Raw genomic sequence first — 26,281 nt, 5'->3', positions numbered from 1 at the left:
GGCGTGACGGAACCCTCGACCTTTATCGCGCCTTAGTCCCCGTCGAGCCGGCCCGGCTTCGTCGCCGGTTGTCGCCGTTCGTTAATCCGGTGCCGCGAGCTTTTGTATAATGGCGGCGAGTTGGCGGGGCGTAACGGGCTTGTGGACGAGGTGAAGGTCATGCCGGACGGCATTTTGCTCTGCTTCGCTTCCGGTTTCACCGGTCAATAGGATGCTGGGAATCCTCGTGTGGAACCGCTCGCGTATCTTCAGGATTGTCTCCACGCCGGTGTTCTGCGGGAGTCTGTAGTCGGAGAGAATGATGTCCGGTCGCCTCCCACTTTCCTCAAGGCGCTCGAGAGCCTGATCCGCCGACGTTGCCGTCAGCACGTGATACCCCCATCCCTTCAGCAGGGTCGTCAAGCCGAGCAGAACCATGGCGTCATCATCGACGACAACGGCGAAACGGTCCTGAACCTCCTGCAGCGGCGCAACCGACACCGGCTCTTGCGCCTGATCCGACACGGCGATCCCGAGCGGAACCGAGATGGTGAAGACGGACCCCTTTCCAAGGGTGGACTGCACGTCGACCGGATGATCGAGAAGGGCCGAGAGGCGTCGAACGATGGCCAAGCCAAGGCCAAACCCTTGGTTGCGGTCCCGTTCCTGGTTGGCAACCTGATGGAATTCCTCCCAGATGCGCGCGAGATGGTCGGCGGGGATGCCGATGCCGGTGTCACCGATCGCGATTCTCACATGCTCATTCTCCACCCGGCAGGTCACGCGGATTGTCCCGGCTTCGGTGTAGCGCACCGCGTTCTCCAGGAGATTGCGGACCATGCGGGCGAGCAGTGTCCGGTCGCTGCGCACCGTCGCCGAACAGGGCGATGCCTCCAGGATCAGCGACTTGCTTCTCGCCACACCTTCATACGCCGTGAGGATGGGGCCAAGCATTGTGCTGACATCGAAGTCCTCCAGCGTGGGGTTGACCACCCCTGCGTCAAGGCGGGAGACGTCCAGAAGGCTGTCGAGAAGATCCTTGAGTGCGTCAAGGCCGCGCTCGAGATGCATCAGCGAATTGACCGCTTGGCTGCTGCTTACATGCGATCGGAGCACGTTCGCGAACAGCATAAGGGATTGCAGCGGTTGACGGAGGTCGTGGCTGGCGGCCGCCAGGAACCTGCTTTTCGAGAGGTTTGCATGCTCAGCCTCGGCTCTGGCGTCCAGGGCAGCGCGGCGCTCCGCTTCGCGGTCCGCGTCGTGGCGCCGCAACAGATCGTGTGTGTCCAGAAGGGCGCGGCCGAGTTCATTGATTTCCCGCACGCGGGTCGGTCTCGGAGACGGGGGCTCGCCGCGTCCAAGGGCCGTGGCCGCAACGGAAGCATCGGAGACGGCTCGCGCCAAGCGCTCTGAAAACCAGACGGCCAGAGTGAGGCCAATGGCCACAAACACCAAACCGCCCGCCCCGACGAGCACAAGGGATTGTCTCAGGGGTGCCCAGTAGATGTCCTTCGGCACGCCCACCATCACGGTGACATCCCAGGGCGGCATCTTGACGAACGCCCTCGTCAAGCGGGTGCCATCGGACGACGGCAGGTCCACAACGCCACGTTGGGTATGCTCCAAGACCTTCAGGAACTCCGTCGTCGCTTTTCGGCCGACGACCTCCTCCGGGGCCCTGTTCCGCGCCAGCACCGTGCCCTCACGATTGACGATAGCGGCATACCAGCCCAGCGGAAGGTTCTCGGCGTCAAGAACGGCGTTCAAGACCCTGATTGGCACGTTCAGATGAAGGCTGTAGGCGACCTCGTTGGACGCGATCACCGGAACGCCAATTGCCATGTTCAACGATTTGCTGATGGCGCCCGTGAAGACGTCCGACAACTGCGACTGCCGGGTCTTGAAGATCCGCCCGATCATCTCCGGCTGATGGGACTTTGGCAGGACCGTTCCGAAGGGGCTGAGCGTGCTGAAGAGCAAATTGCCAAGCCGATCGTTGAGGGAGATGCTGGCAATGTCGGGATAAAGCTCCTTCATCCTGATGGCATGATCGTAAAGGCTTCGGAGGTCGCCGTTCATCGCAACCTCCGAGTTCGCCAGCGTCATCAGAAGTGTGGACCAGCTTTGGAAGTGCTGCTGCACGGATTCCGCTGTAGCGTCATTGCGCTGCACCAGATTCGTGAGGATCGCGTTCTGTTCCGCTTGGGCAAGACGGTATGTTGCATATCCGGCAAAGGCAAAAAGGGGAATGGACGTGAGAAGCGAAAGAATGAGGAGCCAGGCTCTTATGCCGAGGGTTGCTGTTGGCATCGATAACGCCTGGTGCTCCCTGGGTTGGTGATTTTCCCTTCTCATGGGAGCAGGGAGGTAATGACCGGCGGTACATGTGGTCAACGCAAACTCAAACGACAAGGCATGCCGGACTGACGCGCGCGTGGTGCGCAGGAAGAAGCACGAAAGAGCGGTGTGAAATGGGGCGCTCGGGTCCCCCATAGTTTTTGTTAGTGTCAACGCGTTCACGTGCTGACCGGCGTCAGAACCCTCCACCGGTTCACTGACTGAACATGCCTTGTCCCGCCAGGACGGGTGCGGTGATGGCGTCCGCACGGGCTGGCCATCGCCACCACCGCTCTATGGAGCAACGATCCGAGCCATTCCGCGCGCCTGATCGAAGCGCACCGGACGCGCATCGCCTGGACGAGCGTTCTGTTTTGCGACGCGATCCGGAGCGGAGTTGACGCATGGAAAGCAAGCCGCTTGTCGGATGCCCATAATTTGATTATCGTCGAATTATGGAAACAAAGAACGTCATCGAGGCCTTTGCCGCTCTCGCCCAGGACACCCGCCTGGCCGTGTTCCGCCTGCTCATCCAGGCCGGACCGAACGGGCTGACCGCCGGCGACATCGCCCAGCAGGTCGGCGTGCCCAGCTCGACCCTGTCGCATCATCTGGCGACGCTGGAGCGCGCCGGACTGCTGCGTTCCTGGCGGGTCCAGCGGCAAATCTTCTACGCCTGCGACTACGAAGGCACCCGGCGGCTGATCGCCTTCCTGATGGAGGACTGCTGCCAGGGCCGTCCCGAACTGTGCTCAACCGACCTCCTTCAGGCGGGAGCCTGCGGCCCGGCGGGTTGCGGCCCCGAAACCTGACCCGACCCGCCGCATCCCGCGGCCTGGAAAAGGCGACCCCGCGATGACCGACCGCGTCTACAACGTCCTGTTCCTGTGCACCCACAACAGCGCCCGCAGCGTCATGGCCGAATGCCTGCTCAACCGCGAGGGCCGCGGCCGCTTTCGCGCCTACAGCGCCGGCAGCCAGCCCACTGGGCGTCTCAACCCGCAAGTCCGCGACCTGCTGGAGCGCCTCGACTTTCCGACCGTCACGCTGCGGTCCAAGAGCTGGGACGAGTTCGCCCGGCCCGGGGCGCCGCACATGGACTTCATCTTCACCGTCTGCGACGCCGCCGCCGGCGAGGTCTGCCCGGTGTGGCCGGGCCAGCCGATGACGGCGCATTGGGGCTTTCCGGACCCGTCGAGCGCCCGGGGCTCGGACGCCGAGAAGGCCGCCTTCACCGCCACGGTGTTCGGACAGATCCAGCGCCGCATCCAGGCCTTCGCCAGCCTGCCCTTCGCCTCGCTCGACCGGCTGGCTTTGAAGCGCACGCTCGACGACATGGCCGGGGGAGACGGCGCATGACCGGAGGCGTCATCCCGCTGGCCGACGCGGAGCGCCCGGCGCTCGCCCGCTTGCTGGCGGCCAACGGCCTGCCGACCGACGATCTCGACGAGCCCGGCCGGCGCTTCTGGCGCGTCGCGGACGCCCGGGGGACGCTCGGCTATGGCGGGCTGGAGGTTCATGGCGCCGACGCCCTGTTGCGCTCGGTGGTCGTGCCGGACGAGCGGCGCGGCGCCGGCAATGGCCGGGTCGTGGTGGCGGCCGTGTGCGCGCAGGCGGTCACGCTGGGGGTCGAGCGGCTGTGGCTGCTCACCACCGGTGCCGCCGGCTTCTTCGAGCGTCTCGGCTTCCAACGGGTGGAGCGGATGTCCGCTCCGCCGGTCATCCAGTCCAGCGCGCAGTTCGCCGGCCTGTGTCCGGGCAGCGCCGTCTGCCTGCGCGCCGCCCTCGCACGGGCGACGGCTTGAAGCGTCCGCCGCCACACCGACCAATTGGGGATCAGGGTGGGCCCGGGTGGACTCGTTGGATGCATGTCTGCAACCAGATCAAAGCCCCTGGAACCAGAACGGTTCCAGGGGGCTGTCTTTTATGCATAGGGGCGACAAACCCCAAGTCGTTCAGCGTGCTCTGACAACGGTGAGGAAAGCGGGGTTGTCGAGGGCTTGGTCAATGGCCGCCTGCATGCTGTCGTTGGTCAGCTTGGTTAGCTCCTCAACCGAACCGAAGACACCTGTTACGAACGGATTTCCCGTGTCCTCGCGGTTGTCTTCCACGACTTTGCTGTAGACCGGCTGACCCGTGTTCTTATCCAAAACCGCTACACGGAACCGCGCGTGCGCCTCCTTGCGGATCAATTGACTGCAATCGAGCTTCTCGACCGTGATGTCCAGGCCGTAGCTTCCGCCATTGGTCGAGGCGAGAAGGCCGCGTGCTTTGAGAGCGTCCTCAAAAGCCTTGTGCACCACGTCCTTGACCGGGCCTGACGCTTCGATGGTCTTCACGGCGTTGCCATAGCCACCGCGGATCGCGCCCAGGTGCTTGCCGGTGTATTTGCGCGAGTCGGTGACGGCGAGCACCTCGACATCCGGCTTCGCCAATGGTGGTTTCTGCACGGCGGCCGGACTGTAGCTCATCGGAACCTGATGCGTTGAGCATGCGCCCAACAAACTTGCTGCAACCAGAGCCAGCGCGGCCTTTCGCATTCCTGCAGTTCCTTCGGTTCGTGAATTGGCCGCAACATGCGTGTTTCCGCAAGCCATCGCCACTTAGGCGAGCATATACGCGAAGCGTAGGGAAGGAGGAACTGAAATCTTAAGTATGGGCATTGACGGGAACCACCCGAAAAGGAAGTATGCCGCACCTCCGCCACCCCGAAAAGGACCGGCCTGTGCGCAACATTCTGGCGGTCGCCGCCATTCTCTTCCTGGCCGCCTGCCAGACCCGACCGATCACGACGACTCAGGAACACGCTGTGCCCCCTGGGGCGCAAGCCCTGCCGCTCAACGCCATCGAACTCGCCATCGTCGAGGCCGGCGCCCGGCGCGGCTGGCGTTTCCAGCACATTGCGGATGGACAGGTCCGCGCCACCTACACCAAGTGGCCGTGGGTGGCCGAGGCTGATGTGCTTTTCTCGAACCGGAGCTACCGCATCCAATACGTAAGCGCAAAGAACATGGAGCGCAGCAATGACGGGGTGGAGCGGGCCTACAACCGCTGGGTGGGCAACCTCGAACGCGACATTGCAGCCAGGCTGGACCAGGTCGCCACTCGTCGCTGAGTTCGGTCGCTTGACGTTGCTCCTGCAACAGGGGTAGGAGGTCGCTTCTCCGACCGGCAAGCCTCATGGAGAAGGCATGAGCATCCGGGCCTGCGCCATCATCCCCAGCCACAACCACCACACGGCGCTCGGCGGAATCGTCGCGGCGCTGCGGGGGCATGGGCTGGAGGTCATCCTGATCGACGATGGCAGCGGTGAACCTGCCCGCACCGCCATCGCGGCACGGCACGCCCCTGCGGACGGGGTCGAGGTGCTGCGGCTGGAAGTGAACCGAGGCAAGGGCGGCGCCGTCATGGCCGGCCTCCGGCGCGCTCATGAGCGCGGTTTCACCCACGCGGTGCAGGTGGACGCCGACGGGCAGCACGACCTTGCGGCCGTTGCCGACCTCCTGTCCACCGCGGCGGCGCACCCCGATGCGCTGGTCAGCGGCCGGCCGGTCTACGACCACTCCGTCCCCCGCTCGCGGCTGATCGCGCGCTGGGCCACCCATGTGTGGATTTGGGTGGAGACGCTGTCGCTGCGGGTGAAGGACAGCATGTGCGGCTTCCGCGTCTACCCGCTGGCCTCCACCATGGCGGTGCTGGACAGCGAACGGCTCGGCACCCGCATGGATTTTGACCCGGAAATCGTTGTTCGCCTGTTCTGGCGTGGCGTTCCGCTGATCCACATCCCCGTGCGGGTCGTCTATCCCGAGGGAAACACCTCCAACTTCAACCTCCTGCGGGACAACGTGCTGCTGACGCGCATGCACACGCGCCTCGTGCTGACCATGCTGCTGCGCCTGCCCTCGGTGCTGCGCAACCGTCCGCCGAAAACGGGAGCCGACGCGCACTGGTCGACCGTGGGGGAGCGGGGCGCTTGGTGGGGCATGAGGCTGGTGACGCTGGTCTATCGGCTGCTCGGCCGGCCGGGCTGCATCGCGCTCCTGTGGCTGGTGGTCAGCTATTTCTATATGACCAACGCCGCGGGGCGGCGGCATTCGCTGGACTTCCTGGCGCGAGCCAACGCGGCGAAAGGCCTGCCGGCCCCTTCCTGGCGGGACGGGCTGCGACACCACATGAGCTTCGCCGTCAAGGCGCTCGACACCTTCATCGCCTGGGCCGCTCCGGAGCGCACCGGTCCTATCGCCGTCGACGGCGCGGAGCCGCTGAGCCGCCTCGCCGCGGAGGGGCGGGGGGCGCTGCTGATCGTCTCGCACCTGGGCAACGCCGAGTTGTCGCGTGCCCGCCTGGGGACCCGGTTCGAAAAAGACATCAACGTGCTGCTGCACACGCGGCACGCCGTCCGCTACAACCGGATGATCCGCTCCGTCCGTCCCGACGCCGCGGACCACACCATACAGGTCACCAACATCGGCCCGCAGACCGCCATCGATCTCAAGGAGAGGGTGGAGCGTGGCGAGTGGATCGCCATCGCCGGGGACCGCACACCGGTGGAGTTCAATGGCCGGGTCAGCCGGGTTCAGTTCCTTGGCCGGGAAGCCGCCTTCTCGCAGGGGCCCTACGTGCTGGCGGCGTTGATGGGCTGTCCGGTCTATCTCCTGTTCTGCCTGCGCGAGGGACAGGGCCACCGCGTCACCTTCGAGCCCTTCGCCGAGCGCATCGAATTGCCGCGGCGCGGGAAGGACGACGCGCTCGCCGCGCTCGCCGCACGCTATGCCGCAAGGCTGGAACACCATTGCTTGCGCGACCCACTGCAATGGTACAACTTCTTCGACTTCTGGGCCGACCCGAAGGCCGGACAGCGGTGAGACCTCCCCACGCAATGACACAGCCTAAGATGGCATCGCGGGGGACGGAGCGTGTAGAGTGTGCGACCCTCGTCCTGCACGGCCCGGCTTTCCTTCCATGACGCATTGTCCCTCCTCCGGTCAGTCCTCGGCGTGGCCGATGCCGACGTTCGGCGGTTGGCCGGCCGGGGAGCACGAGCATCATGCGGTGGTGGTCGGCGCCGGGATCGGCGGGCTGTCGGCGGCGGCGACTCTGGCGGCGCGCGGGCTGAAGGTGCTGGTTGTGGAGGCGCACGACCGGCCGGGAGGCTACTGCTCGTCCTGGCTGCGCAAGGTCCGCGGCCGGGATGGTTCGGTGGGGCGCTATGTCTTCGACGCCGGGGTGCAGGATTTCAGCGGGCTGGGGCCACGCGGCCCGCTGCGGCGGCTGCTGGACGGCCTGGGCGTGGCGCAACGCATGGACTGGCGCCGGGTCCGCCACCGCTATGTGCAGGACGGCCTGTGCCTGGATGTGCCGGACCAACCGGCGGAACTGGTGACGCGCCTCCAGGCGCTGTTCCCGCAAGAGGCTCCGGGGATCGCCAGCTTCTTCGCGGAGATGGGGCGCGTCTACGCCGATCTCTACGCCGATGTGGATGAGACCGGCGGCGTGCCGATGCCGCCCGCCACGCTGGAGGCCATGCGGTCCTGGACCGCCCGCCGGCCCGACGCCTGGCGTTGGATGCATCTCCCCTACGCCGAGATGCTGGACACCCATTTGCGCGACCCACGGCTGAAGGCCCTGCTGACCACCATCAGCGAGTACGTCACCGACCGTCCCGAGCTGCTGCCGGTGCGTGAGATGGCCCCGCTGTTCGGCTACTATCTGGAAGGCGGCTGGTACCCGGCCGGCGGCTCTCAGCGGCTGGCGGACCTGCTGTGCGTGGTGGTGCGGGAGCGGGGCGGCGCCGTCCATCTGCGCACCCGCGCCGAACGCATCCTGACCGAGGGCGGTCGGGCCGCCGGCATCGCCACCGCCGACGGAACGGTGCACCGGGCGCCGCTGGTGCTGGCCAATTCCGACGTGGTCCGCACGTTGACGCGGCTGGTGGACCCGGCGCTGCTGCCCAAACGCTACGCTCAGCGTGTGAAAGGTCTGAAGCGCGGCCCAACGGCGGTCCTGGTCAGCCTCGCCGTGGAGGGCGTTCCGAACCTGCCGGCCCGCGTCTTTGTCGGGGCGGACGGCCTGCATTTCGGGATCGGCAACCCGAGCGCGGTCGATCCGTCCCTGGCCCCGGAGGGCCACGCCGCCGTCACCATGCTCTGCCTGCGGCCCGAACCGGAGGCCGCGGAGTGGTTCGCCGCCGACAAGGCTGCCAACCGCCGGCGCAAGGAAGCCTTCGCCGACCGTCTGGTCACCGCGGCGGAGAGCGTGCTTCCCGGGCTGCGGGGGCGCATCCTCTACCGTCAGACGGCGAGCCCGACGACCTTCACCCGCTACGCGCTCGCCGACAACGGCGCCATCTACGGCGCCGCCCGCGGCCAATGGTGCCCGCCGAACAAGACGCCACTGCCGGGGCTGATGCTGGTCGGCGCCGGCTGCCAAAGCGGTCCCGGCGTCGAGGCGGTGGTGATCTCCGGCATGAGCGCGGCGAACCTGGCGACGGGAGTCCCGGCGGAGGCCAGGGCGGCGGAGTAGGCGCCCGTCTACCCGCGCCGGAACACCAGCGACGTGTTGATGCCGCCGAAGGCGAAGTTGTTGGACATCAGGAACTCGGTGTCGATCCGCCGGCCCTCGCCCATGATGTAATCCAGCTCGGCGCAGCGTTCGTCCACATTGTCCAGGTTGGCGGTGGGGGCGAACCATCCCTCGCGCATCATCTCGATGCCCAGCCATGCTTCCAGTGCGCCGCAGGCGCCCAGCGAATGGCCGAAATAGCTCTTCAGCGAATGGATGGGCGCGCGCGGGCCGAAGACGGCGTGGGTCGCCGCGGTCTCGGCGATGTCGCCCCACTCGGTGGCCGTGCCGTGGCCGTTGACGAAGCCGATGGCATCCGGAGTCAACCCGGCGTCCTCCAACGCCATGCGCAGGGCGATCTCCATGGTCCTGGCCTGAGGCTGGGTGACGTGGTTGCCGTCGGAGTTGCAGGCGAAGCCGACGATCTCCGCATGGATGTTGGCGCCGCGGGCAAGGGCGCGCTCGCGTTCCTCCAGGACCAGGGTGGTGGCGCCTTCGCCAATCACCAGCCCGTCGCGATCGCGGTCGTAGGGGCGGGGGCTGGTGTGCGGGCGGTCGTTGCGGGTGGAGGTGGCGAACAGCGTGTCGAAGACCGCCGATTCGGTCACGTCGAGTTCCTCGGCGCCGCCGGCGATCATGGCGTCGGCCTTGCCCCACTTGATCGCCTCGTAGGCGTAGCCGATGGCTTGGCTGCCGGAGGTGCAGGCGCTGCTGGTCGGGATGATGCGGCCGGTCACGCCGTAGAACAACCCGATGTTCACCGCCGCCGTGTGGCTCATCATCTGGATGTAGCTGGTGGCGTTGAGCGTCTTCGACGCGCCTTGAGTCATCAGCTCGGCGAAGGCGATCACCGGGGCGGGGCTGCCGAACGACGATCCGTAGGCGATACCGACGCGCCCGCCGCGGACGAACGGGTCGTTCAGAAGCGCCGCGTCGTTCAGCGCCTTCTCGGTGGCGTAGACCGCCATCCGGGAGACCGGCCCCATGGTCCGCGTCTTCTTGCGCGGGTAGCGGTCGTCCACCGTGAAGCCGGTCACCGGGGCGGCGAGGCGCGTGTTGATGCCGTGGAAACGGTCCCACTCCGCCATGGTGCGGACGGCGGTCTCGCCCTTCGCCATGTGGGCGCGGATGGTCGGCCAGTCCTCGCCCAGCGCGCTCACCCCGCCCATGCCCGTGACGACAACCCTGCGCATCACACCATACCCCCGTTCACCGCGATCACCTGCCGCGTCACGTACGCCGCCCCGTCGGAGCACAGGAAGGACACCACCGACGCGACGTCCTCCGGCCGTCCGGCCCGGCGCATGGGCACCAGCTTCAGGGCTTCCTCCATGGGCAGCCCGTCGGTCATCTGCGTCTCGATGATGCCGGGCGCCACGCAGTTCACCGTGATGTTCCGTTTCGCCAACTCGATCGCCAGTGCCTTGGTGGCGCCGATGATGCCGGCCTTCGCGGCGCTGTAGTTGACCTGTCCGCGGTTGCCGATCAGCCCCGACACCGACGACAGCGTCACGATCCGTCCGCCTCTGCGGGCCGAGACCATCGGCATCACCAGCGGCTTCAGCACGTTGTAGAAGCCGTCGAGGTTGGTGTTCAGGACCGAATCCCAATCGTCGTCCGCCATGGCCGGGAAGGCGGCGTCGCGGGCGATGCCGGCGTTCAGGACGGCGCCCCAATAGGGGCCGTGCGCCTCCATGTCGGCCTCCAGCGCGGCGCGGACCGCGTCGCGGTCGGCGATGTCGAAGCCGAGCAGCCGGCCCTCGCCGCCAGCCCTGCGGACGTCGGCCAGCGTCGCCTCGCCGCCGGCCGCGTCGCGGCCGTAATGCACCACCACCGCGAAACCGTCGGCGGCCAGCCGTTCCGCGACCGCGCGGCCGATGCCCTTGCTGGCACCGGTGACCAGGATCGTCTTCTTCATCGTTCGACCTGAACTCCTTGGCTGGCGAGCAGCGCGACCGTGTCCTCGGGCTGGTAGACGGTGAGCTGCGCCTTCGCCAGCTCCTCCCCGCTGCCCGCGCGCATCACCACACAATCGAAAGACCCGATGTTCTCATCCCGGAAGACCGGCGCCACCGACACCTCCAACCGCTCGCCGATGGCGAACCAGGTAACGGAGGCGCGGAAGTCGCGCGTGCCCAGCAGCAGCCCGAGGCGGACGTCGCCGCCGGCTTCCCTGGCTTCGGCTCCGACCTGGGCACCGCAGGTCTGCGCCATCCACTCCACGGCGACATGGGCCGGGGCGCCGCGCCCCGCCACCACGAAGGGTGCCCCCTCCCGCACAGTCAGCGCCGACACGAAGCGGCCGTCCACCCGTCCGACCGCCTCGTCCAGCAAGATCATCGGGCGTGCGTGCGGCAGCAGATCCTCGATGGGCCACGGATACGCGCTCATCGCCATTCCCCCCGGCCCAGCACCAGGGCCACGTTGCTGCCGCCGAACGCGAAGGAGTTGCTGAGCATCGCCGCCGGCCCGCCGGGAAGCGTGGCGCCGGGGCCGATCAGGTTCAGCGGCGGGATCTCCGGGTCGGGCACGCCGTCCCACAGGTGCGGGGGCAGCAGGCCGTCCGGGTTGTGGGCCGGGTTCAGCGTCAGCCACAGGAACGCCGCCTCGCACGCCCCGGCGGCGCCCAGCGTGTGGCCGGTCATCGCCTTGGTGGAGCTGCACGGGGTCGCGCCGCCGAACAGGGCGTGCACCGCTTTGCCCTCCATGGAATCGTTCAGCGCCGTCGCGGTGCCGTGCAGGTTGACGTAGGCGATGTCCGACGGCGTCAGACCGGCGTCGTCCAGCGCCGCCCGCATGGCGGCGAGGGCGCCGTGCCCCTCCGGGTCGGGGGCGCTGACATGGTGCGCGTCGGAGCTTTCGCCCACGCCCAGCAGCCGCACCGGGGCGTCCTCCGCGGTCAGCAGGAAGACCGCCGCCGCCTCGCCGATGTTGATGCCATCGCGATTGGCGCTGAAGGGATTGCAGAGGCCCGCCGACACCGCCTCCAGCGCGCTGAAGCCGCCGAGCGTGGTACCGCACAGCGTGTCGGCGCCGCCGACGAGGGCGGCGTCGCACAGCCCGGCGCGGATCAGCCGCCGGGCGGACGCGAACACCTTGCCGCTGGAGGAGCAGGCCGTCGCCACCGTGTAGGCCGGCCCCGGCAGGTCGAGCGCGCGCGCCGCGAACTCCGCCGGCCCACCGGTGGCAAGCTGGTCGTAATGAAACGGACCCGTCCACGCGCCGTCGCGGCGCATCGCCGTGAAGCCGGCCTCCGCCTCGGCCATGCCCGAGGTGCTGGTGCCGATGATCACGGCGATCCGGTGCCGGCCGTAACGTTCGGCAGCCGCCTCGACCGTGCCGCGGATCTGCTCCAGGGCCAGCAGCAGCAGGCGGTTGTTGCGGCAGTCGTAGGTCTCCAGCCCCGCCGGCACCGGCGGCAGCGGCGCGTCCACCGAACCGACATGCACCGCGCGGCCGGGCACGACGCCGGAGCGCGGGCGCAGGCCGTCGCGGGTTCCGGCAAACAAGGCGTCGGCGACCGCGCCCGCCCCGGTTCCGATGGGGGTGGCGAGGCCCAGGGCGGCAAGTCCGAGTGGACGGCTCATTGCGCCGCCGCCGTGGATTGCACCTCGATCTCGTAACCCCAGGCGAGGTTGGCGTAGCGCAGCGTGCCGGTCCACGGCGCGCCGTCGGCCCAGCTGCGTTCGGCGTGCAGCACCTCCTTGCCGCCGATGCGCACGCTGCGCCGGTGCGCGTCGGCGCTCAGCGTGCCGCCCGCGGGGGCGAGCGCCCGCTGCACGACCGCCTCGGGCCAGTACAGCACGACGATGTCGGCCAGCATGCTGCCCGGCCGCAGGGCCGGGGGCAGCCAGGGTGCGGTTTCCACCTCCAACCCGGCATCGCTCCAGGTGACGGTCATGGCGCGGCGCCCCAGACTGTCCACCCCGACCAGCAGGAAGCGCTCCGGCGTGACGCTGATCCGGCCCTCGAAGACGAAGGTCTGGCCGTCGCGGCTGGCGGTGATGAGCTGCGCCGCCTCGACGCTCTGCCCGAGATCGGACGGGCGCGGCAGGGCCAGCGGCTCGCCGGGGGCGAGCAGCGGCGTGCTTGGGTCCGCCGGGCCGCTGCCGGGCACGGAGGCGCACGCTCCGAGCAGGAACAGGAGCGCGACCCACCCCTTATGCATGGTCATGACGTGAGGCGATTTCCCAGAAGCGAATCTAACGTAGAGCATACACCAATCAGAGTAGCCGCGCATTGTTTGTGGCTTCATTGTGGCGTGTGCCGCGCGCGGCCAGCGGTGCGAAAAGAAAGGCAATCGAGATTCCGACCAGCATGGTCACGCCGAAGCTGTGCACCGCCGGAACGGCGCTGAAGGCCAGCATTCCGAAGGACAGCAGGGTCGTCAGCGTCGCCAGCCACACCGCCAGCATGGTCACCGGCTGCTGCTCCACGCCGCTCTCCGCGCAGAAGACGGCGTAATCCACGCCGATGGAGAGGATTAGAACCAGCGCCATGGCATGGAAGAAGGTGAAGTCCTGACCCATCAGCCCGACCACCGCGGGCGCCAGGATGAGCGCCGCCCCGGGTGGCAGCAGCGCCCACAGCCCCCCGCGCCAGCCGTAGCGCCACATCAGCACGGGCAGCATCAGCAGCCCCGCCAGCCCGGTCAGCAGCAGCGCCCGGTGCCGGTACTTGGCGAGCAGCGCCGAGAAGTCCGCCGTCGGATCGACCAACCGAACGCCGGCCGTGCCGGCCACCGCGGCCCGCACGGCGTCCGGATCGCTCAGCCCCTGCAAGGCCACCACATGCAATCCCGGCCCGAGCACAAGCTCGCGCAGGAACGGCACGCTGTCCGCCGCCAGCGCATCTCCTAAAGTCAGCACCTCCTCTGGCGCCTTGCTGTTCGGCTCGGCCGGCGGCAGGCCGAGGCTGGCGCGCTGCGCCGCCAGCAGGGGGGCGTCGAGCGCCGTGGCGACCAGCGCGCGGTTTTCCCGCTGCGTCCGGGCGGACGGCACGAAGGCGGCCGGCATCTGGTAGCCGGCGATGCTTCCCTTCGCCTTCAGCCCGGTCAGCGTGGCGGCGAGGTCCTCCTGCCGCCGCAGCGCCGCCTCGTCGTCCGCCGCCTGCACCAGCAGGAACTGTGCGGCGGTGGTGGCGCCGATCAGCCGTTGGATCTCGTCCTGCTCGTGCCTCAGCTCCACCGAGACCGCCTGCAACCGCCGGACGTCATCGTCGGCCGACAGCCGCGCCAGCCCGACCGCTCCGGCCAGCACGCAGCCCAGCACAAGAACGAGGCGCACGCCACGCCAGCGCCGCGCCTCCCAGAAGCTCCACAGGCCCGTCGCGGCGCGCAGCATCAAGGCGCCGTGCGTCAGCCGTCGCGCCCGGTCGAGCGAGGGCAGCCACAGCACCACCGTCAGGAAAGCGCCCACCAGCCCGATGATCGAGAAGGCGGCGATCTGCCGGAGCCCCGGAAAGGGCGCCAGCATCAGCGCCGCGTAGCCGATCAACGTGGTGACCAGCCCCAGCGCGATGCCCGGCAGCACGTGGCGCAGCCGGTCGCTCGGGCTTCCCGACAAGGGGTCGAACAGGCTGGCGCTGTAATGCAGGCTGTAGTCCACCGCCACGCCGATCAGGCTGGACCCGAACAGCAGCGCCGCCACATGCAGCTCGCCGAACAGCAGCAGGCTGCCGCTCAGCCCGACCGTCATCCCGACGCCCAGGGCCAGCAGATTGTGCAAGAGCGGCCCCGGCCGGCGGAACGCCAGCCCCACCAACAGCATGGTGCCGACCAGCGACAGCGTGCCGAGCGTGGACGCCTCGGTGATCGCGGTCTTGGAGCCGGCATGCGCGAAGAACACGGCGCCCAGCCGTTTCACCGTGACGCCCGGCATGTCCCGAACGGCGGCGTCGAAGGCGCCGACCAGCCGGTCCTGCAAGTCCAGCTCGAACGGTTCGCCGGCGAGCACGGCGCTGACCAGCACCCAGGTCGTGCCGTTCTCGGTGACGCTGAGCATGCCCTCGTCGGGGGTGAGGCGCGACAGCGGGAAGGGCAGGTTGGTGAGGAAGGAGGGCAGCAGCAGGAACGGGTCGGTGCGCAGCAGCCCGGCGTCGACGAGCCCGGCGAAGCCGAACGCCTGGGACAGCGCGCGGGTGGCGACCTCCTCCCCCTTGCCGGCCGTCAGGAGCGCCCGGTCGCCATCGCTGAGCAGGCTTTGGCGATGGGGGAAGTAGAGAGCCCCCAGCCGCTTCAGCCGGTCGACGTCGATGCCCTCGCCGATCCGTTCCACCTGCCCCGTGGCCAGAAGGGCGTCGCCAAGCGTCGTCGCCGCCCTGCGGGCGGTTTCGCGATCGGCGTGCCCGACCAGCGCCAGCACCCGGCGACCCAGCGCCTTGGTCACCGCGTCGTTGGCGCGCTGCAGAACGGGGTCCTGTTCCTCGCGCGGCAGCAGGGCCAGCAGATCGGTGCGGAAGCCCAGCCCGTCGTGGAGGCGCAGCGCGAGATAGCCGCTGGCCAGCAGAACGAGCGCGAGCCAGAGCAGCGCCCCCAGCCGTCTCACGGACGGCCCGCCGAGGCCAGCAGCGCGGCCTCGTCCGCCGTCGGCGGCTCCGCCTTCAGGAGCTGGTCGCGGAAGGTCAGGCGGTCGCGGTCGCCGTCGGGCTTGACGATGTCCACCTCGTCCACGAAGCGCCCGCCGCGCACGTCGATGGCGCGGATCGGCATGGTCGGGTCGTCGGCCCGGCGCGGCGTCAGGTGGAGGGTCCAGGCGTCGGCACCGCCCCCGCGCTCCACCGCGAACATGTCCTCCAGCGCCTTCCAGTCTCCGGTCAGCGCGCCGCCCAGCATGGTGTAGAGCTTCGACATGAAGGGCAGGCGCGCGGCGGGAAGGCGCATGGTTTCGTTGCCCTTCACCTCCTGCACGAGACCGGCGGGGCTCATGACGGTGGTGACGGCGAAGGGGGTTTCGGTGCGCCAGATCAGCCCGCGCCCGGGCACCAGGGCGAAGCGGCCCTCGCTCTTCAGCGGCGCCTGGAAGCCCTTGAGGAAACGTTCCTGCACGAAGGCGCCGCGCAGCACCTGCCCCTCGCTCAACGTCTCGGCGGCCAGCGTCTCGGCAACAAGCACCGGGACAGCGGCCAGCAGCGCCAGGAGGAAAACGACGATGCGCGTCACAGCAGAGCCCTCACCTTGTCCGTGAACACCGCGGGGCATTCGAAGCACAGCTCCGCCCCGTCCTCCTTCACCGCGAGCTGCACGGTGCGCGCCTTGGTCAGCAATTCGCCGCTCGACTCGTCGTGGATGCGGTAGTCGATGCGGATGCGGTTCTCGTACTCGACCAACGTGGCCGTGATCCTGATCGACTGGCCGAAGCGGATCGATCGCACATACTTCACATGGAGGTCGACGATGGGGAACACGTATCCCGACGACGCCATCTCCGGGTAATTGTAACCGATGCGGTCGAGCAGCGCGCAGCGCGCCTGCTCCAGGTACCGGGCGTAGTTGCCATGCCAGACCACCTGCATGGGGTCCAGGTCGTAGAACTGCGCGCGGGTGCTGACCTCTGCCGAAATCATGGGGCGATCCCCTCCACGCCGATGGAGCCGGAGGACAGCGTCTCGTCCCCGCAGCGGTACTCGAAGGTCAGGCGTCGCCGTGCCGGGGCATGGCGCAACGCCAACGTCACCAGCGTGTCCGGAACGGTGACGCGCCGGAACTTCACCTGGAGCGACTGCGCCGCCTCGATCCCGAGGCCGAGATGCGTGTTGGCGAACATCACCGCCCAATCGATCTGTGCGACACCCGGCACGATCGGCATGCCGGGGAAATGACCATCGAGCTGCGCAAGGTCGCCGGGAATGAAGAGGTCCAGTTCCACCCCGTCGGCAAGCGGCCGGACGGCGCAGACGTCGGGGACGGTCGGCCGGGGCCCAGCGGTCTCAAACAAGGCGATCTCAGACAGGGCGGCCTCCTCGAACAGGGCGGCGATGTCGGCATGCCGACGCTTGCCCAGCGCGCCATCCGGCAAACGGCTCACGAAGCGCCAGCGGCGCGGCAGGCCGGCGGGCTCCAGGACGGCGGACAGTTCCCTCCGCAGCAGACGGCCGAAGCGGAAGGCGCCGAGGTCCGCCAGGCGGGCCGCGCCCTCGGCGCTCGGCGCCACGACGGCGCAGAGCTGCTCCAGCGTCAGAACGGCGGCATCGGCCACCAGGGGGGACCGGCGCAGCTGCGCCTCCACCTCGGGCAGGCTGACGCGCTTGCCCTCCACCTTCGCGATCCGGTCGGCGCGGCCAAGGACGCGGAAGCCGCCGTCCCCGGCCATCTCCACAAGGTCCGAGCCGACATGCTCCCGACCCTCCACATGCGTCGCTCCGACCCGCAGGCGACCGTCCGGGGTGCGTCCGGCGACGACGCCGGGCAATGGGCGCCAGGATGGATCACCGGCCTCGCGGCGGCGGTGGGCGATGGCTCCGGTTTCGGTGCTGCCGAAGATCTCGGTGACCGGCGTGCCGAAGATCGCCGCCGCCTCGCGCGCAGCGGACTCCGGGAGAGGGGCTCCGGCCGACAGCACCAGCGCCGGACGCCGCGACGGCGGCAGCGGCGCGATGCCCGCCAGCCGGGTCAGGTGCGCCGGGCTGGTGACCAGCACGGACCCCGCGTCGAGCGCGGCCAGCGCCGTCTCCCACAGCTCGTGCATGGCGCTGGCGAAGGGGCGGCCGGTGACCAGCGGCCACAGCAGGCGGAAGTTCAGACCGTAGACGTGCTGGTGGGGGACCGTGGCGTGCACGCGAGCGGTTGGCCCGGCGAGCCGTCCGAGCACGGCCTCGGTCGCCAGCGCTTCGGCCTCCAGCATGCCGAGGGTGCGAACCACCCGCTTCGGCTCGCCGGTCGAGCCGGAGGTGAAGAAGGTCAACGGCGTCCCAGGGTCGAGCGGGGCCAACGCCATCCCCTCGCCACCCGGCCGCAGATCGCCGCCGACCGGCACGGCCCCGTCCGCGGTCAGGGCGGCCAGCGTTCCCGGCTGGGCGTTGGGCGGTATCGTCACCTCGGCGCCGGCGTGCAACAGCGCCAACAACCCCACCGCGCCCCAGTAACCGTCCGCCGCGACCAGGAGCCCGCGCCGGCACCCCTTCAGCCGTGCCGCGTTGCCGGCCACGTCGGCGCGGAAGCGGGCGAAGGTGACGCCGACGGCAACCGGAGCGTCGTCCGGCCGCCCCACGGCGAGCAGACAGGAAAGCGGGATGGCGGTCATGCCCCGGCGTGCCTCCGGCGCATGGAGCGGCGGACCAGGACTTCGCCGCCGAACAACAGGCCCATGACGATGTAGGCGAGGAGCCCGGTCCACAGCGCCCACGCCTCGTCGCTGCCCCACAGGGCCAGCGCCCCGGCGACGACGGCGTTCGACACCAGCCAGACGGTCCACACCACGGTGACGGTGCGGCAGTAGGCCTGACCCGCCGGCGGCAGGTCGGGCTCATGAAGACGGGCGAACCGCTCGACGAGGCTGGGCGGGCGCAGCAGCGAGGCGCCGAACACCGCCGCGGTGCCAAGGCTGAGTGCCACCGGATAGGCCTTGGCTGCCAACACGCCATCGAGCGCGGCGAGCACGCCGACCAGGACCGCCGCCGCCGCCAGCGGCAGGCGCCAGACCCGCGCCGCAGGCGAAGAGCAAATGGCGAAGCGCGCGCCGATCAGCGCCAGGGCCACCGCCACGAAGGCCAGCGGCGGCACCAAAGCCCGCCCGCCATAGACCAGCACGGGATAGAGGGCTCCGGCGACGACCAGGGCCGCGACGCCGAACGGGGGCAGCCTATTCCTGGAGGAGGGCATGCACACGGTCGAGAACATCGCCGACCGTGCGGACGCTCTTGAACTCCTCGGGCTTGAACTTGCGGCCGGTCAGTTCCTGCAGCTTCACCACGAGATCGACCGCGTCGATGCTGTCGAGGTCGAGATCCTCGAACAGCCGCGCCTCGCGGGAAATCTTCTCGGGCGGCACCTCGAACATGTCTTCGAGATAGCTCTGGAGGCGCGCGTAAATTTCATCCTGCGTCAGCATGGCCCTTACTCCGCACGCTGGGATTGAATGAAGCGGGCGAGGGAGCGCACGTTGGCGAAGTGCTGCTTCACGTCGTCGGTCACGGACTCGATCTTGATGCCGTAAGCCTTGCGCAGAGCGACGCCCAGTTCCAGTGCGTCGATGGAATCGAGGCCCAGCCCGTCGTTGAAGAGCGGTTCCTCGCTGTCAATCTCTTCTGGGGCAATGTCTTCCAGCTTGAGCGCGTCAACAATCAAGGTCTTCAACTCACGTTCAAGCTTTTCCATCGGCCAACCGTTCCGCAAAATAATCCTCCAAGCTGCGCACCAACTTTCTGGCCGCCAGCGAGCGGTACTGATAGCCGAGCAACCCGGTAACGTCCAGACGATCCCCTACCATGACGCGAAAAATCGGTCGGCGCGGCGGGATCATCCACCATTTTTCGCCCTTTATGAGCGTGGGCGGATCGCAGGTTATCGTGACCGGTTGCACCTCGGCTTCCAGCAGGGTCGCCAGATTGGCGAAGCCGCGGCGGAAGCGGACCGGCTCGCCGGGGACGGTGCGGGTGCCTTCGGGGAAGATGATGATTCCGTCGCCGGCCTCCAGCGCGGCGCGGCAGGCGTCGAGCAGCGCCTCGGGATCGAGGTCGTTGCGGATGTAGCCGGCGCCGCGCACCATGCCGCCCAGCCAGCGGCTCTCCCACAACTCCTTCTTCACGATGCACTGCGCGCGCGGCATCAGCGCCATCAGAAGCACCACGTCGAGCAGCGAGGGGTGATTCGCCACCACCAGCTTGCCGCGCCCGTCGCGCAGGCGCTCGGCGCCCTCGACCTCCACGTCGATGACGCGCAGCACACGCAGCATCCGGATGTAGAAGCGGAAGATGAGATGGACGAGGTGTTGGCAGCGCTGGCGCCGGACCGCGCCCGCCGGGCTGGTCAACGCCACCAGCGGAAAGACGGTGGGCGCCAGGATCGCGCCGCCGCCGAACAGGAAGGCGAAGGCGAAGCCGGTGGCCGCGCGCCGCCACAGCTTGTCCAGACAGCTAGTCAGCACGGTGCCACACCCAGTCGAGCCGCGCCCCGTGCGAGGTTGCCCGGGGCGCTCCGGACAGCAGGAATCGCATGAAGTCGAGCGCCGTGGACGCCGCAGGCGGCGCTCCGGTCGTCGGCGCGCACTGCAGCGCAAGCCCTTCGCCTTCTCCATCCGCGGGGCCGAGCGCCAGGGCGACCGCCAGAGGCAGGGCTTCGTCGGTTGCGGTGTGGAAGGGCGCGTACTCGTCAGGCATCGGCGCGTCGGCGTAGAGCAGCAGCACCGGCTCCGAAGGAGTTTCGGCCACGCTGGCGGCGGCTTCCAAGAGTCCGAAGCCGAAGCTGTCGGGACCGGCGGCCAGCGCCGTGTGGCCGCGGCGGTTGCCGGTGTGGATGGACAACACCCCGGCCAGACCGTGATGCACGGACAGGCTGAACTCGGCCGGCGACGGCAACTCGCCCTGCCGCAGCGAATCGATGATGCCGACGGTCCGCGCCAGTTCCCCGTGGCCGGAGGCGAGGACGTAGCGCGCCGTGCGCGCCGCGTCGCCGCAGGCCAGCGCGGCGGCGATCAGCTTCTGCCCGATGGGCGAGGCGCGCCGGCGCAGCATCATGGGGAGCGCCGGCGGCGGGGCATCGTCGGGCATGGCGGGCGCGCCCGCCCAGTCCCGCCACGCGGCCCGAGTGTTGCGGTCCGGTGCCCAGGCACACCAGCCGCGGATGGCGACACGCAGGGTTTCAGTCATGGTGCGGGCCGGACTCAGTGTTTGGCTTGGCGCAGGCGCCGTTCGATCTCGTCTTCCAACGCGCGCACCAACTTGTTGTAAGCGTGATGAACGGTTTCACCATGCTCCCGCAGGTTGGTCGTGGACACATGATCGATGGTGTAACTTTCATGCGAATACCGGATTTCGACGACCGCCTCGTGGTCCTTCCATGCCTTCGTCGCCAGAATCTCACCGGGCGCCTTCCACTCCGCGGACCAGCCGCGGTCGGTCGCCGCCTCCATGATCGTCCGTTGGAGCGCCGCGGCGGGCAGGTCGCGCGATGCCGCCGGGATGGGGTGGTCGGTTACCCTGTAGATGGGTTGCCGACGGCTGCAGCCGCCGAGCACCGCGACCGTCGCGAGAATTAGGAAAAGTGCGCGGATACCGGTCTTCGAAATCATGTCCTGCCGTTTTCGGACGCCATGGGGGCGAGTCGGGACCCTATCATGACAGGGCCACGTTGTGGATAGAGGCGTGCATCAATTTTGCGGTGCGGTGGCCGGCGTGGGCAGGCGGTTGCCGGTCTTGCCGTCGATGGCCGGCTTTGGAGGGCGTGGGGCGGCCACCGCCCGGGGCGGGGGGCAGCCGCGGTGCGGTCTGGTCATCAGGGCCGGGCATGCCTGGGCGCGCGCGTCGGCACCGCTTGGCAGGGCGCGCCGTGTGTCGGACACCCATGCGGCCACGTCCTGCGTCACCCGATCGCCGTCCAGCGTGCGCATCAGCAGGTGCCGCCCCTTCGGGTAGAGCGCGATGCGCGTGTCCGGCGGCAGCGCCCTGGCCAATGCCGCCACCCCGTCGCGCGGCACATGCACATCCAGGTCGCCCAGCATCAGCAGCACCGGAACGTCCACCTTGCGCGCCTCGAAACGGGCATCATGCATCAGGTCCACGATGCCGGCCAGCGTCTGGAAGCGCGTCCGATGGATGATCAGAGGGTCCTCGCGCATGCGCCGCAGAACCACCGGATCGTCGGTGGAGGGGGTGGCCACCCGAAGCGGCGGCACCGTCATGTCCGGCACCAGCGAACCGAGGATCATGGCCGCATCCAGCGTCACCGTCGCCCGAAAGCCGGTGCCCCAGACCGCCGGAGCGGACAGCACGATGCCGGACAGCAGTCCCCGCTCCGCCCGCGCCGCCGCCAGAACGACGACCGCACCGCCCATGCTTTCGCCAAGCAGATAGACGGGCACGCCGGGATGGCGTTCGCGCGCCAGCCTGGACAGCGCAACGACATCGTCGGCCATGCGTTCTCCGCCGTACCAATGACCGCGTTCCATGGCCTTTCCGAAGCCGCGCTGGTCGATGGCGTAGGTGGCGATGCCTGCCTGCGCCCACAGCCGTGCCGGCCGGTCGAACGCGAGGCCGTAATCGTTCATGCCGTGGACGGCGACGATCACCGCGCGCAACGCGCTCTCCGCCTGCCAGGTGTGAAGCGGTATCGGCGCGCCGTCATTCGCGATCATCGCCCCGCCCGTCAGCACTGGAGTGGCGGTCACGGCCGGCGGTGGGGGCGGTGGATCGGCGGTGCAGGCGCCGGTCAGCGCCGTCGCCGCAAAGGCCGCCGCCAGCAACAGCCGACGCCGCATCGCTCACTCCTCGTCTTCCGTATCCGTCCAGGCATCGCTGCGGCCGCAAGGCCCATGCCGGCCGCTCTACTTGGCGCCCAATTTGACCACGGTTCCCTTGAGCGCCACGCCTGCCATGATGTTGCCAGCGCCGCACATGTATTCTGTGTTGCTGTTCGTCTCCGTGTTCTTGTAATTGCTTTTGATGTTGATCACCGCATCACCGCCCTGTTTGCGGGCGCGCTCCTGCAGTTCCAGAACGGCGCTTAGGAAGACCCACTCGCAAGCCTCCTGATCGGATTTGTTGAAGGCGTTGGTCTTCTTGTTGGTCGCCCATTCGCCGAGGTTGGAAACTGGCTTGGGGTGCTTCTGCTCACCGAAATAGAGCCTCACGCCCCTGTCCAACTTATCCTGAGCTGCGGCTGTGCTGAGCGCAGCCTCCACCGGGAACATGAGGCGCTCATCGCGGGCCAGTGCCGGAAAATTAGCAGTAACGATTGTCGCAATCAGCGTTAGTGCGGCGGTGCGGTTCACGAATCCTCTCAGGGTGGGAGTTTCTCATAGGGCGCTCTATTTTAAGGAGAGCCGCTGGCTATGCAACCGCTTTCAAGGGTTTCGGTTGGCAAGCGCACCAGCCTGGGCGACTTGCCACAGCGCATGCGACTGACCTGCTCCCCAAGTTTCCTCCGCTCAGAGTGGGAGTCCTCTCATGTGATGCCCTGAGCGGGCGTTGATGGCAACCGGGGCATGCCCCACCCCCGCTTCGGTGAGAGCGAACAGAATGTGATGAATGTCCTGTATGATCCGTCTTTGTTCCGCATCCACAAGGTCGAGAAAGTGGCTGGCCTCCTGTCGAAGCTCGGCCTCACGGGCCGTATGAAGCTGCATGATCGGAAAAAGCTCGAACGTCAGCAACGGAGCAGCGATGAGCAGGAGGAAAGGCAGCAGTCGGTTGGCTTTTTTCGAGGCGCTGGCTTCTGTAAGGACTTCAGCAATTCCTGCCTCCAAGGTTCGCCCTTTTCTTCCCTGGAGCATTATGTGGAAATACGTCGATGTGTAACCATATAAAAATTCCGCCACCCAAAGGGTAGTCGTCGGCATGTGCCTTGAGGCAGAGCTGCCAATCCTGATCAAAGCCGTCTCTACTGGCTTGCTACTCTAAATCCGGAGGAGCGTTACCCTGTGGGGCTCAGTATTCACTCCGGCAAGCTCGCAAAACTTTTTTGAGAAGTTGTTTTGCTTTCCAGCGCTGGATTATGTTTCCATGGCGCAGCACCATCTCGCCATAATTCTTCGCCATGGAAGAAAAACACAGGATGCCTTCTTTTTGGGCATTCTCGTCGGCGCATGCATACTGAACCTGACGGAGGCATAGGTAAGCGGTCCGGCACCCATCGAGCGCTATGCTTGGAGGAAAATCGACCATCGTGCCGAGCCTTGTAGAAGGAATATTGAACAAATTTTGCGCAAGATAACCAGGACGGCGGCGAGCGATTCTGCATGGTTCGCGTTTTCAGGTGAATGACCCCATGATCGCTACCTCTTGAGCTGCAATGCCGGCCATCGCCCCACCGCGAGCCGCTCGTTATGAACAGGTGCGTGTGGAGGCGCATATTCAACTCCGGCGCATCGGGTGGCTCCAGCGAAAGAGCGTCGTGTGATCAGGCCATCGGCTCCAAGCGGTGCTCCGGCCGGGACACCGCATCTCAGCCCGTCATCCTCCTGACCATGTCGAGACGCACGTGACGGGCGCCGCATCCCCTCCCGGATCGTTATCGCCGCGGCCAGCAGGACCCGCGCGCCACGGCGGAATTTTGGCAATGCAATGGCGCGCTTCACATCGACGCCCACATCATTGCAGCCATGCTCGCGAATCCCCGGCCAACCGGAGCACTCCATCGTGACGGGCTCGTGCCTGCCGCGGCGCCCCTTGGTCGAGACAATCCACCCGGAGGAGACACCATGTCGCACGGAGCAACGCCGCAGACCACCGAAACAGCCAACCTCCAGGGCGGTGCTTGGCAGTTCGTCGACAAATCGCCGGACGTGAGCGGCCTGATGCTGATGAACGTCCAGAAGGACAACAAGGAACAGGTCGCCTACACAGCGACATTCGACGATATGGCCCCTGTCGCAGTGAAAGTCTCCCAACTCGCCACCAACGCGCAGCACCTGTACGTCTATGCCAACCCCACCGTGGTCAATGGGACGGGCAAGGAATGGACCGGCATGCAGACCAGCCTGGTCTCCAGCAACCACGTCACCGCCGACGGCGTCCATCCGCCGTTCGCCCACTTCCATGAAAAGGAACCCGCGACGCCGAACTGGACCACCCCGACGCTCGGCCCCTTCACCGTCATCGGCGGCGGCAACAGCACCAAGGGCGTCGTCCCTGGCGGCCCACACGGGCTGACCGGTGCGGACGAGTTGTACGCCAATGGAACGCTCGGCGCGGGCGAAACGGCACAGTTCCAGAACCTGGGCATTCATCAGTTTCCCTACTCGGTGAACCAGGGACAGGCGCAGGGCGGCGAGTTCTACATCGTTCACACGCCCAACCACCTGCCCATCCACACCAGCCTCACCTACGCCATGCCGAGCCTGCAATCGGTCACCGAGGGCGACGGGAACGACAACGGCCTCACCGGCAACGCCAACAACAACCTGCTGTTCGGTTATGGCGGCAACGACGGTCTCTTCGGGGGGCTCGGCCGCGACGTGCTGGCGGGCGGCACCGGGTTCGACCTCCTGAAGGGCGAAGAGGGCGACGACTGGCTGTTCGGCGGCGCCAACGAAGACACCCTGGTGGGCGGCAAGGGCAAGGACCTGCTGGACGGCGGGGCCGGCAAGGACGTCGCTTCTTATGAGGGCGAGGAGGCGGCTGTGACCGTCAACCTGTCGGGGCCGATGACGGCCGGGTTCGTCACGGCGAAAGTGGGCGGTGTCGACGAGGACATCCTGGTTAACATCGAGGACATCTGGGGCGGGCTCGGCGACGATGCACTCACCGGCGACGCCAAGGACAATTTCCTCAAGGGTGGCATCGGTGCCGACACCCTCAGCGGCGGCGACGGCAACGACCGCCTGCAGGGCGATCCCGGCAAGGACGTCCTGAACGGCGGCTTCGGCACGGACTACGCGGTGTTTTCGGACAACCTGTCCGCGTATGAGATCAAGACCACTGGCACCGAGACGACCGTCAGTTACAAATCCGACGCCGGGAACGTGGACGTTCTGTCTGGAGTCGAGTTCCTGTCCTTCGCCGACCAGACGATCGCGACGCCGAAAGACCCTTCTGCCAACGCTCCCTTCGTGCCCGACCCGAACCCGCCCACCAAGGCGCCTCCGGGGGCGAACATGATCAACGGCACGGCGGGGAACGACCCCAGCCTGACCGGCACCGGCAACGCCGACGGCATCCTGGCGGGCGGCGGCAACGACACGGTTGACGGCAAGGGCGGGGACGACTTCGTATCGGGCGGTGACGGCAACGACGTGATCCAGGGCGGCACGGGATACGACCTGATCCGCGGCGGCCAGGGGCAGGACACGATCCATGGCGGCGCGGGAGCCGACATCATCTACGCGGACTCCGGGAACGACCAGCTCTGGGGCGACGGGGGGGCGGACCAGCTCTGGGGCGGCCTCGGCGCCGACACGCTGAACGGTGGTGGTGACGACGACCTCATCGTCGGCGAGAAGGGCGACGACCTGCTCAACGGCGGGGCCGGGGTGGACGTGTTTGGGTTCTGGCCAGGCGATGGCAAGGACACGGTGACTGGGTTCGAGACCGGCGATAGCTTGGTCTTCAAGAATTTGACCGCCGCCGACGTCACCGTCACCATGAGCGCCAGCAACACCGTCTTCACCTGGGCCACCGGCAGCGTAACGGTCAAGGCAACGAGCGGCATGGCCGAGGGAACCGACTACTTCTTCGGCGGGTAGGGCCATCCTGGCTCGATGAACTGTTCCGCCGCATTTCCGGTGAGTTCGCGCGTGCCGAGCCGCGTCGGCAG

27 protein-coding genes are annotated in these 26,281 nt (G+C 67.9%); 7 read left to right on the top strand and 20 right to left on the bottom strand.

What is annotated here, in order from left to right; translation table 11 throughout:
* Positions 1-81: 81 nt before the first annotated feature.
* On the bottom strand, positions 82-2,289 hold the full coding sequence (locus H0B54_RS30095; RefSeq protein WP_246472934.1) for a hybrid sensor histidine kinase/response regulator: 2,208 nt from the start codon (positions 2,287-2,289) through the stop codon (positions 82-84).
* 482 nt (positions 2,290-2,771) lie between these two features.
* Between H0B54_RS30095 and H0B54_RS28150 the strand changes: the two genes are divergently transcribed.
* The 3 genes from H0B54_RS28150 to arsN2 are packed head-to-tail and all read left to right on the top strand — an operon-like array spanning position 2,772 to position 4,121.
* A complete protein-coding gene (locus H0B54_RS28150; protein ID WP_188263088.1) occupies positions 2,772-3,128 on the top strand; it encodes an ArsR/SmtB family transcription factor in 357 nt (118 codons plus the stop codon).
* A gap of 43 nt (positions 3,129-3,171) precedes the next feature.
* Positions 3,172-3,675: an arsenate reductase ArsC gene (locus H0B54_RS28145; RefSeq protein ID WP_188263087.1), complete on the top strand. Its 504-nt coding sequence runs from the start codon at positions 3,172-3,174 to the stop codon at positions 3,673-3,675.
* Positions 3,672-4,121, top strand: coding sequence for an arsenic resistance N-acetyltransferase ArsN2 (gene arsN2 / locus H0B54_RS28140; protein WP_188263086.1), 450 nt, complete (start codon positions 3,672-3,674; stop codon positions 4,119-4,121). The genes H0B54_RS28145 and arsN2 overlap by 4 nt, the downstream gene beginning before the upstream one ends.
* Positions 4,122-4,271: 150 nt before the next feature.
* Here arsN2 and H0B54_RS28135 read toward each other — a convergent pair whose 3' ends face one another.
* Positions 4,272-4,856 carry a YajG family lipoprotein gene (locus tag H0B54_RS28135; protein WP_188263085.1) on the bottom strand — a complete coding sequence of 195 codons (585 nt, stop codon included), beginning with the start codon at positions 4,854-4,856 and terminating at the stop codon, positions 4,272-4,274.
* Between the two features lie 185 nt (positions 4,857-5,041).
* Between H0B54_RS28135 and H0B54_RS28130 the strand changes: the two genes are divergently transcribed.
* The 3 genes from H0B54_RS28130 to H0B54_RS28120 all read left to right on the top strand — a co-directional run bounded on the left by H0B54_RS28130 (position 5,042) and on the right by H0B54_RS28120 (position 8,838).
* A complete protein-coding gene (locus tag H0B54_RS28130) occupies positions 5,042-5,431 on the top strand; it encodes a hypothetical protein (protein ID WP_188263084.1) in 390 nt (129 codons plus the stop codon).
* A gap of 76 nt (positions 5,432-5,507) precedes the next feature.
* Complete coding sequence (locus H0B54_RS28125; protein WP_188263083.1) at positions 5,508-7,181, top strand: glycosyltransferase family 2 protein; 1,674 nt, start codon at positions 5,508-5,510, stop codon at positions 7,179-7,181.
* A gap of 139 nt (positions 7,182-7,320) precedes the next feature.
* Positions 7,321-8,838, top strand: coding sequence for a phytoene desaturase family protein (locus tag H0B54_RS28120; RefSeq protein ID WP_188263082.1), 1,518 nt, complete (start codon positions 7,321-7,323; stop codon positions 8,836-8,838).
* Between the two features lie 8 nt (positions 8,839-8,846).
* On the opposite strand, the gene H0B54_RS28115 is transcribed toward H0B54_RS28120, so the two are convergent.
* From H0B54_RS28115 to H0B54_RS28030, 18 genes are all read right to left on the bottom strand, one after another.
* Positions 8,847-10,070, bottom strand: a complete 1,224-nt coding sequence (locus H0B54_RS28115) for a beta-ketoacyl-ACP synthase (protein WP_188263081.1) — start codon at positions 10,068-10,070, stop codon at positions 8,847-8,849.
* Positions 10,070-10,795 carry a 3-ketoacyl-ACP reductase FabG2 gene (locus tag H0B54_RS28110; RefSeq protein ID WP_188263080.1) on the bottom strand — a complete coding sequence of 242 codons (726 nt, stop codon included), beginning with the start codon at positions 10,793-10,795 and terminating at the stop codon, positions 10,070-10,072. The genes H0B54_RS28115 and H0B54_RS28110 overlap by 1 nt, the downstream gene beginning before the upstream one ends.
* The gene (locus H0B54_RS28105; protein ID WP_188263079.1) at positions 10,792-11,268 is read right to left on the bottom strand and encodes a hotdog family protein; all 477 of its coding nucleotides are present in this window, start codon (positions 11,266-11,268) and stop codon (positions 10,792-10,794) included. The genes H0B54_RS28110 and H0B54_RS28105 overlap by 4 nt, the downstream gene beginning before the upstream one ends.
* The gene (locus H0B54_RS28100; RefSeq protein ID WP_188263078.1) at positions 11,265-12,464 is read right to left on the bottom strand and encodes a beta-ketoacyl-[acyl-carrier-protein] synthase family protein; all 1,200 of its coding nucleotides are present in this window, start codon (positions 12,462-12,464) and stop codon (positions 11,265-11,267) included. The genes H0B54_RS28105 and H0B54_RS28100 overlap by 4 nt, the downstream gene beginning before the upstream one ends.
* Positions 12,461-13,051, bottom strand: coding sequence for a DUF3261 domain-containing protein (locus tag H0B54_RS28095; protein WP_188263077.1), 591 nt, complete (start codon positions 13,049-13,051; stop codon positions 12,461-12,463). Before H0B54_RS28095 ends, H0B54_RS28100 begins: the two co-directional genes overlap by 4 nt.
* A 49-nt stretch (positions 13,052-13,100) precedes the next feature.
* Positions 13,101-15,422 carry an MMPL family transporter gene (locus H0B54_RS28090; protein WP_188263076.1) on the bottom strand — a complete coding sequence of 774 codons (2,322 nt, stop codon included), beginning with the start codon at positions 15,420-15,422 and terminating at the stop codon, positions 13,101-13,103.
* Positions 15,419-16,036 (bottom strand): LolA-related protein, encoded by a 618-nt coding sequence (locus H0B54_RS28085; RefSeq protein ID WP_188263075.1) that lies wholly within the window; start codon positions 16,034-16,036, stop codon positions 15,419-15,421. The genes H0B54_RS28090 and H0B54_RS28085 overlap by 4 nt, the downstream gene beginning before the upstream one ends.
* Positions 16,033-16,440: an acyl-CoA thioesterase gene (locus H0B54_RS28080; RefSeq protein WP_188263074.1), complete on the bottom strand. Its 408-nt coding sequence runs from the start codon at positions 16,438-16,440 to the stop codon at positions 16,033-16,035. Before H0B54_RS28080 ends, H0B54_RS28085 begins: the two co-directional genes overlap by 4 nt.
* The gene (locus H0B54_RS28075; RefSeq protein ID WP_188263073.1) at positions 16,437-18,116 is read right to left on the bottom strand and encodes an ApeI family dehydratase; all 1,680 of its coding nucleotides are present in this window, start codon (positions 18,114-18,116) and stop codon (positions 16,437-16,439) included. Before H0B54_RS28075 ends, H0B54_RS28080 begins: the two co-directional genes overlap by 4 nt.
* Entirely contained in the window at positions 18,113-18,694 is a 582-nt protein-coding gene (locus tag H0B54_RS28070) for a COG4648 family protein (protein WP_188263072.1), read from the bottom strand. The genes H0B54_RS28075 and H0B54_RS28070 overlap by 4 nt, the downstream gene beginning before the upstream one ends.
* Entirely contained in the window at positions 18,675-18,923 is a 249-nt protein-coding gene (locus tag H0B54_RS28065) for an acyl carrier protein (RefSeq protein ID WP_014239597.1), read from the bottom strand. The genes H0B54_RS28070 and H0B54_RS28065 overlap by 20 nt, the downstream gene beginning before the upstream one ends.
* A gap of 5 nt (positions 18,924-18,928) precedes the next feature.
* Entirely contained in the window at positions 18,929-19,189 is a 261-nt protein-coding gene (locus H0B54_RS28060) for a phosphopantetheine-binding protein (protein ID WP_014239598.1), read from the bottom strand.
* Entirely contained in the window at positions 19,176-19,958 is a 783-nt protein-coding gene (locus H0B54_RS28055; RefSeq protein WP_145700766.1) for a lysophospholipid acyltransferase family protein, read from the bottom strand. The genes H0B54_RS28060 and H0B54_RS28055 overlap by 14 nt, the downstream gene beginning before the upstream one ends.
* On the bottom strand, positions 19,948-20,679 hold the full coding sequence (locus H0B54_RS28050; protein ID WP_188263071.1) for a beta-ketoacyl synthase chain length factor: 732 nt from the start codon (positions 20,677-20,679) through the stop codon (positions 19,948-19,950). Before H0B54_RS28050 ends, H0B54_RS28055 begins: the two co-directional genes overlap by 11 nt.
* A 14-nt stretch (positions 20,680-20,693) precedes the next feature.
* Entirely contained in the window at positions 20,694-21,101 is a 408-nt protein-coding gene (locus H0B54_RS28045) for a hypothetical protein (protein WP_188263070.1), read from the bottom strand.
* Between the two features lie 78 nt (positions 21,102-21,179).
* A complete protein-coding gene (locus H0B54_RS28040; RefSeq protein ID WP_188263069.1) occupies positions 21,180-22,286 on the bottom strand; it encodes an alpha/beta fold hydrolase in 1,107 nt (368 codons plus the stop codon).
* A gap of 66 nt (positions 22,287-22,352) precedes the next feature.
* Positions 22,353-22,799 carry an excinuclease ABC subunit A gene (locus H0B54_RS28035; RefSeq protein WP_094306160.1) on the bottom strand — a complete coding sequence of 149 codons (447 nt, stop codon included), beginning with the start codon at positions 22,797-22,799 and terminating at the stop codon, positions 22,353-22,355.
* Between the two features lie 156 nt (positions 22,800-22,955).
* Positions 22,956-23,366, bottom strand: coding sequence for a hypothetical protein (locus tag H0B54_RS28030; RefSeq protein WP_188263068.1), 411 nt, complete (start codon positions 23,364-23,366; stop codon positions 22,956-22,958).
* An 861-nt stretch (positions 23,367-24,227) separates the two neighbouring features.
* Here H0B54_RS28030 and H0B54_RS28025 point away from each other — a divergent pair.
* On the top strand, positions 24,228-26,210 hold the full coding sequence (locus tag H0B54_RS28025; RefSeq protein ID WP_188263067.1) for a calcium-binding protein: 1,983 nt from the start codon (positions 24,228-24,230) through the stop codon (positions 26,208-26,210).
* The last annotated feature ends 71 nt before the right edge of the window (positions 26,211-26,281 follow it).

The organism is Azospirillum tabaci, from assembly GCF_014596085.1.
Taxonomy (GTDB): Bacteria; Pseudomonadota; Alphaproteobacteria; order Azospirillales; family Azospirillaceae; genus Azospirillum; species Azospirillum tabaci.
The sequence above is the reverse complement of the archived record's forward strand: the minus strand, read 5'-3'. Positions and strand labels throughout refer to the sequence as shown.

Coding starts and splice junctions, on each gene's coding strand:
- H0B54_RS28135 (WP_188263085.1), bottom strand. CDS start 4,856: ATGCGAAAGGCCGCGCTGGCTCTGGTTGCAGCAAGTTTGTTGGGCGCA.
- H0B54_RS28030 (WP_188263068.1), bottom strand. CDS start 23,366: ATGCCGACGACTACCCTTTGGGTGGCGGAATTTTTATATGGTTACACA.
- H0B54_RS28075 (WP_188263073.1), bottom strand. CDS start 18,116: ATGACCGCCATCCCGCTTTCCTGTCTGCTCGCCGTGGGGCGGCCGGAC.
- H0B54_RS28115 (WP_188263081.1), bottom strand. CDS start 10,070: ATGCGCAGGGTTGTCGTCACGGGCATGGGCGGGGTGAGCGCGCTGGGC.
- H0B54_RS28080 (WP_188263074.1), bottom strand. CDS start 16,440: ATGATTTCGGCAGAGGTCAGCACCCGCGCGCAGTTCTACGACCTGGAC.
- H0B54_RS28065 (WP_014239597.1), bottom strand. CDS start 18,923: ATGCTGACGCAGGATGAAATTTACGCGCGCCTCCAGAGCTATCTCGAA.
- H0B54_RS28045 (WP_188263070.1), bottom strand. CDS start 21,101: ATGATTTCGAAGACCGGTATCCGCGCACTTTTCCTAATTCTCGCGACG.
- H0B54_RS28110 (WP_188263080.1), bottom strand. CDS start 10,795: ATGAAGAAGACGATCCTGGTCACCGGTGCCAGCAAGGGCATCGGCCGC.
- H0B54_RS28070 (WP_188263072.1), bottom strand. CDS start 18,694: ATGCCCTCCTCCAGGAATAGGCTGCCCCCGTTCGGCGTCGCGGCCCTG.
- H0B54_RS28095 (WP_188263077.1), bottom strand. CDS start 13,051: ATGACCATGCATAAGGGGTGGGTCGCGCTCCTGTTCCTGCTCGGAGCG.
- H0B54_RS28060 (WP_014239598.1), bottom strand. CDS start 19,189: ATGGAAAAGCTTGAACGTGAGTTGAAGACCTTGATTGTTGACGCGCTC.
- arsN2 (WP_188263086.1), top strand. CDS start 3,672: ATGACCGGAGGCGTCATCCCGCTGGCCGACGCGGAGCGCCCGGCGCTC.
- H0B54_RS28150 (WP_188263088.1), top strand. CDS start 2,772: ATGGAAACAAAGAACGTCATCGAGGCCTTTGCCGCTCTCGCCCAGGAC.
- H0B54_RS28100 (WP_188263078.1), bottom strand. CDS start 12,464: ATGAGCCGTCCACTCGGACTTGCCGCCCTGGGCCTCGCCACCCCCATC.
- H0B54_RS28120 (WP_188263082.1), top strand. CDS start 7,321: ATGCCGACGTTCGGCGGTTGGCCGGCCGGGGAGCACGAGCATCATGCG.
- H0B54_RS28125 (WP_188263083.1), top strand. CDS start 5,508: ATGAGCATCCGGGCCTGCGCCATCATCCCCAGCCACAACCACCACACG.
- H0B54_RS30095 (WP_246472934.1), bottom strand. CDS start 2,289: ATGCCAACAGCAACCCTCGGCATAAGAGCCTGGCTCCTCATTCTTTCG.
- H0B54_RS28040 (WP_188263069.1), bottom strand. CDS start 22,286: ATGCGGCGTCGGCTGTTGCTGGCGGCGGCCTTTGCGGCGACGGCGCTG.
- H0B54_RS28105 (WP_188263079.1), bottom strand. CDS start 11,268: ATGAGCGCGTATCCGTGGCCCATCGAGGATCTGCTGCCGCACGCACGC.
- H0B54_RS28050 (WP_188263071.1), bottom strand. CDS start 20,679: ATGACTGAAACCCTGCGTGTCGCCATCCGCGGCTGGTGTGCCTGGGCA.
- H0B54_RS28025 (WP_188263067.1), top strand. CDS start 24,228: ATGTCGCACGGAGCAACGCCGCAGACCACCGAAACAGCCAACCTCCAG.
- H0B54_RS28145 (WP_188263087.1), top strand. CDS start 3,172: ATGACCGACCGCGTCTACAACGTCCTGTTCCTGTGCACCCACAACAGC.